General features: G+C 71.6%; 6 protein-coding genes. 3 read left to right on the top strand and 3 right to left on the bottom strand.

Annotated elements, in window-relative coordinates; genetic code table 11:
- Positions 1-620: MOSC domain-containing protein (locus tag AC0CYZ_RS08420; RefSeq protein ID WP_472214207.1), on the bottom strand; the 620-nt coding region annotated here is incomplete at its 3' end.
- A gap of 206 nt (positions 621-826) precedes the next feature.
- Here AC0CYZ_RS08420 and AC0CYZ_RS08415 point away from each other — a divergent pair.
- From AC0CYZ_RS08415 to AC0CYZ_RS08405, 3 genes are read left to right on the top strand one after another with little or no spacing between them, the layout of a single operon-like run.
- Positions 827-1,741 (top strand): alpha/beta fold hydrolase, encoded by a 915-nt coding sequence (locus AC0CYZ_RS08415; protein WP_472214205.1) that lies wholly within the window; start codon positions 827-829, stop codon positions 1,739-1,741.
- 46 nt (positions 1,742-1,787) lie between these two features.
- Positions 1,788-2,534 carry an SDR family oxidoreductase gene (locus AC0CYZ_RS08410; RefSeq protein ID WP_472214203.1) on the top strand — a complete coding sequence of 249 codons (747 nt, stop codon included), beginning with the start codon at positions 1,788-1,790 and terminating at the stop codon, positions 2,532-2,534.
- A 42-nt stretch (positions 2,535-2,576) separates the two neighbouring features.
- Entirely contained in the window at positions 2,577-3,104 is a 528-nt protein-coding gene (locus AC0CYZ_RS08405) for a CGNR zinc finger domain-containing protein (protein WP_472214201.1), read from the top strand.
- Between the two features lie 62 nt (positions 3,105-3,166).
- On the opposite strand, the gene AC0CYZ_RS08400 is transcribed toward AC0CYZ_RS08405, so the two are convergent.
- Entirely contained in the window at positions 3,167-4,051 is an 885-nt protein-coding gene (locus tag AC0CYZ_RS08400) for an SDR family oxidoreductase (protein ID WP_472214199.1), read from the bottom strand.
- Between the two features lie 13 nt (positions 4,052-4,064).
- Positions 4,065-5,021: flavin-containing monooxygenase (locus tag AC0CYZ_RS08395; RefSeq protein WP_472214197.1), on the bottom strand; the 957-nt coding region annotated here is incomplete at its 5' end.

Below are 5,021 nucleotides of genomic sequence, written 5' to 3'. Positions count from 1 at the left end.
GCGCATCGAGGGGTCGGCAGCACCACGTCGAGGACGACGCCGCCGATCTCCAGCCGGCGGTCGACCCAGTCGTTCTCGACGTAGGGCGCGGTTCCGGCCGGGGTTTCTATGACGATGTTGGGTCGGTAGCGCCGCGGGTCGGCGTCGAGCTGCGCCAGCGTGGCCGTGGTGATCAGGTGGACCGGGGCGTAGTCGACGAAGCTCGACCCGGGCGAGCCCTGTCCGATCTCCAGGAGGGCGGCCGGCACGTCCGCGTCCACGCCGTGGGTGAGGACGTCCTCGGGGTCGGGGCGCTCGACGCTGGACTGCGGGGGTCGCTCCCGACGGAGCTGCACCGCTCGACCGAGGGCCTCCGAGAGTCGCGCGTCGAGGTCGCGGTTGCGGGCGTCGAGGGTCCATCCGGCCGGCGAGGAGATCAGGACCTGGTCGTCGCGCGCCTGTGCCGAGTACCGGAGCAGCTCCCGCCACAGGCGGGGGTGCTTCGCGGTGGCCACCAGCCCCGTGCTGGTGTCGACCAGGGCGAGGCCGCGGTCGTGGAGCAGGCCGTGCTCCGCGAGATGGGCGTGCTCGAGCTGCTCGCCGAGCATCGACTTGACCGGATAGCGGTAGAGCGACCTCACCTGCACGGCGTCCCCCTGACCTCGTCGAACCTCGTCGCGGTCGTGCCTCGATCCGACTGCCCGCCTAACCAGCAGAAGCTACCGAGGCGGTGAGCATAAGAAGGCTCGGATAACCCGTCAAGAGCGTCGAGGCAGTTATGAGGATCCTTCGTCTAACTGTCTGGGGCGGCTTGACAAGTTAGGCCACGACGCGGTCCGATTCCTGCATGGCTAACCCCCTTGTCGACGCGAAGAAGTTAGCGACGAACGATGTCCGTCACCGGGTGGCGACCGTGGCGGGGCGGGAGGTGTTCTACCGCGACGCCGGCCCGGAGGAGGCGCCCGTGGTGCTGCTCCTGCACGGGTTCCCGACCAGCTCGCGGATGTTCCGCCACCTCATCCCGCGCCTCGCGGACCGCTACCGCGTGATCGCTCCGGACCACGTCGGCTTCGGACGCTCGGCGACCCCGTCGCCCGAGGAGTTCGACTACACCTTCGACGCGCTGACCGAGGTCACCGAAGGCCTGCTCGACCAGCTCGGCGTGACCCGGTTCGCGATGTACGTCCAGGACTACGGCGCACCCGTCGGCTGGCGGCTCGCGCTGCACCGCCCGGACGCCGTCACCGCGATCATCAGCCAGAACGGGAACGCCTACGACGAGGGCTTCGTCCCCGAGTTCTGGAGCGGGGTCTGGGCCTACGCGAACGACCCGGGACCCGCCACCGAGCCGGCCGTCCGGTTCGCGCTGAGCCTCGAGGCGACTCGGTGGCAGTACCTCACCGGGGTCGCCGAGCCCGACCTGGTCGACCCCGAGACGTGGCTGGTCGACCACGCCGACCTCAGCCGCCCGGGCAACGACGAGATCCAGCTGGCGCTGTTCCGCGACTACGCCACCAACCCGCCCCTCTACCCCGCCGTCCACGAGTACTTCCGCCGCTCCCGGGTCCCGCTGCTGGCGATCTGGGGCGACGGCGACGAGATCTTCGGGCCGGACGGGGCCCGCGCGTTCGCCCGCGACCTGCCCGACGCCGAGATCCACCTGATCCCCGGCGGTCACTTCCTGCTCGAGAGCGCCCTCGACACCGCCACCGGCTACATCCGCGGCTTCCTCGGCCGAACCCTGACCTCGGTCCCGACCTGAGCGCCGCGCCCCTGCCGATCGTCGCCCCCGAACCGGAGACCACCCCATGAGCACCGAACACCTCCCCACCGCCACGGTTCCCCGGCCCCTCGAGGGCAGGACCGTGCTGGTGATCGGACGCGGCAGCGGGATCGCCCGCGCCGTCGCCGAGGCCGCCCGCGACGCCGGAGGTCGGGTCGTCGTCGCCGGCAGGCACCCCGACGCGCTCGCCGAGGCCTACGCCGGACAGGACATCGACGCCGAGTTCGTCGACGTCACCGACGACGCCTCGATCGCCGCGCTCGGCGAACGCCTGGGCGCGCTCGACCACGTCGTCTGCACCGCCTCGTCCCGCGCCCGCGGCACCATCGGGGACCTCTCGCGCGAGGCCGTCCGCGCGTCGTTCGACACGAAGGTCATCGGCCCGCTCATGCTGGCCAAGCACCTCGGTCCCCGCATCGACCCCGGTGGGTCGTTCGTGCTGTTCTCCGGCGTCGCCGCGTTCAAGATCGCGGTCGGGACGCTGGCCGTCGCGATCACCAACGGCGCCGCCGACACCCTGACCCGCTCGCTGGCCCTCGAGCTCGCGCCGATCCGGGTCAACGCCATCTCGCCCGGCGTCGTCGACACCGGGGCGTGGGACGCGCTCGGCGAGGAGCGCAAGGCCGCGATGTTCGCCGACCTCAGCGAGCGCAACCCCGCACGCCGCATCGGCACGGCCGACGACATCGCCTCCGCCGTGCTGTTCGCCCTCACCAACACCTTCCTCACCGGCGCGACGATCCCCGTCGCCGGCGGCGAGGAACTCACCTGAAGCGTCGCTCCTCCACCGGCTCAGTCACCCGAGGAGGTTAGTATGAGCGCCGTGATCGATCTGCTCGCCCGCGACGCCGAGACGCTCCTGCTCGAACTCCTCAACAGCACCCCGGTGAGCGACTCGGGGATCGAGGACGCACTGGCCGACGACGAGCACGCCCGCCACTGGGCCCTCGCGCACGGCGGCGCCGGCTCCGCCGCCGAGGTGACCCACCTGCGGGAAGCGAGGGACCGGCTCCAACAGGTCCTCTGGGGCCGGCGGAGCGCTGCGGACCTGAACCCCCTGGTCGACGGAGTCCGGTGGGAGCCCCGGCTCCGGGACGCCGGACTGGACCTGGAGCTGGCCGCCGATGACGACGCCCGCCTCCTCGCCGCCACGGCGGTGCTGTCCTGGGGAGTCGTCACACGGGACCTCCCCGGACGGCTGCGGGCCTGCGCGAACGACGAATGTCGCCTGTTCCTGCTCGACCGCACCCGCGCCAACACCGCCCGGTGGTGCTCCATGGCCGTCTGCGGGAACCGCATGAAAGCGCGCCGCCACTACCGGCGATCCCGCTCGGGGACCTAGCAGCCGCGGGCGACACCGGGGTGGGCCGATGGTGCGGCACCCGCGAGCGTCCCGACGACGAGTCAGCTCTTCGGCTCGCCCATCCCGACCGAGTGCGCGCCGAACGAGCGTCCCGTGCGACGGAACTGCTCCTCGAGCTTGGGCACCATGGTCCTCGCCTGCGCGAGGATCGGCAGGTCCCCGAGCCAGGAGAACGTGATCGGGCGCAGCCCGGCGAGCAGGCCGACCGACTTCGGGACGAAGACCCGGCGCTTGCGCTTCGCGATGCCCTCGAGGAACCCGCGGCCGCACTCCTCGACGGTCGCGATGCTGCCCAGGGGTGGGGGGAGCCGCTTGAGGGTGTCCTCGAAGGTCGACGAGTCCGCCTTCACGTCGCGCACGAGGTCGGTGTCGATCCACCCCATGTGCGCGGTGCCGACGTCGACGCCGCGGTGGGCGAGCTCGAAGCGCAGCGCGTTGCCGTAGTTCTCGACGCCGGCCTTCGACCCGCAGTAGGCCGCCATCCCCGGCAGCGCCGTGAACGCCGCCAGCGAGGAGACCAGCAGGTAGTAGCCGCGGCGGGCCGAGACGTGCTCGACGGTCGCGGACACCGTCCGCGACACCCCGATGAGGTTGACCTCCATGACCCGGGCCACGACGTCGGCCGGGCTCTCGGCGACGGTGCCGTGGTTGGCGATGCCGGCGTTCGCGATGACGACGTCGATGCCGCCGAGCTCGGCGACGGTGTGCTTGACCGCGGCGTCGAGCGAGGCCTGGTCGGTGACGTCGCAGGGCGCCCAGGTGTGCTGCGGCCCCAGCTCGCCCGCGATCCGCTCCAGGCGCTCGGGCTCGAGGCCCACGAGCGCGACCCGGGCACCCTGCGCGGCGGCCTGGCGTGCGGTCTCCTCGCCGATGCCGCGGGCGGCGCCGGTGATGAGGACGACCTTGCCGGTGATGTCGTAGGCCATGCGGGAGCTCCTCCTAGGTCCGCGCGTGCGCGGGGGTGATGACGTAGTCGTCGGTCTTCATGCGCCGCAGGCGGCGGTGGAACGGCATCGTGAACGTGGGCCAGAGCGCCGAGTTGTGGCCCTGGCCGTCGAGGTACCAGCTCTTGCACCCGCCGTCGACCCACACCGTGCCCTCGGTGAGACGCTGCATCTCCGCGACGAACCGGTCCTGGACGTCCTGACGCGGCTCGACCGCGCCGACCGCCGAGGTCCGGAGCCGGCGCAGCACGTCCATGACGAGGTTGATCTGCGACTCGATCATGAACACGACGGAGTTGTGCCCGAGGCCGGTGTTCGGTCCGAGCAGGGTGAACAGGTTCGGGAAGCCCGCGATCATGGTGCCGTTGTGGGCGAACATGGTGTCGCCCCAGTGCTCGGCGAGGCTGCGCCCGTCGCGGCCGAACACGCGGTGGCTGATCGGCAGGTCGCTGATCGAGAAGCCGGTGCCGGCGATGATCGTGTCGACCTCGTGCTCGGTGCCGTCCTCGGTGACCACGGCGTGCGGGCGGACCTCGGTGATGCGGTCGGTGACCACGTCGACGTTCTCGCGGTCCAGTGCCGGCAGGTAGGTGTTGGAGAGCAGGATGCGCTTGCAGCCCATCGAGTAGTCCGGCGTGATCTTCTCGCGCAGCGCGGGGTCGGAGACCTGGGTGCGCATGTGGCGCTCCGCGAGCTTCGCGGCCTTGGCCATGCGCTCCGGGTCCTTGAACCCGAAGACGAACGTCTCGCGGCCCCAGTAGATCGCCTCGCGCAGCAGGCGCTGCAGGATCGGGAAGCGCCGGAACGCCCACTTCTCGACGCGGCTGAAGGCGCGGTCGCGCCGCGGCATGATCCACGGGGGCGTGCGCTGGAAGACCGTGAGGTGCCCGACGACGGGCGCGATCTCGGGCACGAACTGGATCGCCGAGGCGCCGGTGCCGATCACGGCGAC

It is taken from the genome of Actinomycetospora sp. (assembly GCF_055612215.1).
Note: the sequence above shows the minus strand (reverse complement) of the source record. Positions and strands in the feature narration are given on the sequence as shown.